This window comes from Aerococcus sp. L_32 (assembly GCF_050689315.1).
Genome location: NZ_JBOEQF010000897.1, coordinates 1 through 759, shown reverse-complemented (window position 1 = coordinate 759; position 759 = coordinate 1). Strand labels below are relative to the sequence as shown.

The 759-nt window shown below is 39.7% G+C and carries 1 protein-coding gene; it reads left to right on the top strand.

Going from position 1 to position 759, the window contains the following annotated elements; genetic code table 11:
* The first annotated feature begins 371 nt into the window (after positions 1 to 371).
* On the top strand, positions 372 to 758 hold the full coding sequence (gene dhaM / locus ACRCJ0_RS17200) for a dihydroxyacetone kinase phosphoryl donor subunit DhaM (protein WP_069286155.1): 387 nt from the start codon (positions 372 to 374) through the stop codon (positions 756 to 758).
* Position 759: the final 1 nt, after the last annotated feature.

Below are 759 nucleotides of genomic sequence, written 5' to 3'. Positions count from 1 at the left end.
CTTCATTGCTTTTGTATTTGAACGATCTGGGCTATAGTCTTTTAAAATATCTACCATTTTTTGTGCCTCCTATAATTTGTCTACCCTTGTCTTGATATTCTCATTCTATCATACCTAATAGGACTTTGATTCAAGGGACAATCGCTTAAAGGTAATCGTTTTAATCTATCAAAACCTTGAATAATTCTAGTCCACCGCTAGTCCAGCTCTTCAGAGCAATGCTAGGAAAGTATAGTCCGAAGTCTTACTCAATAATAATGACATCTCATTTAAGTCCCAATGGCTGTTGCTTGTTGTCTTAACATTTTCTTGATAGAATGTAAGCGTGTACATGAAAATTTAGAAAACTTAGATACGGAGGCTTTTCATATATGACAAATCTACTAATATTAGTGTCTCATAGCCAAACCATCACAGAGGGCCTAAAAGAATTGTTAGAAACCATGGTACCCAATGACCACAATGCCTTTTCAGTCATTGCTGCAGGTGGGACCGATGACGGTGAAATCGGTACGTCCGTCAACAAGATCACGGAGGCCATTTTTGCTAATACGGATAAGGAAATTTTTATCTTCACGGATATGGGATCAGCCGTCTTATCTGCTGAGACAGCCCTAGACTTCGTGGAGGACGAGATAAAAGCACATATCCACCTTGTTGAAGGGCCGCTGGTTGAAGGGGCCTATGTGGGTGCTGTTCAATCAACCATTAACCGTACACCAGACCAAATTTTAGAAGCCATTAAAGAACAAAGCTAAG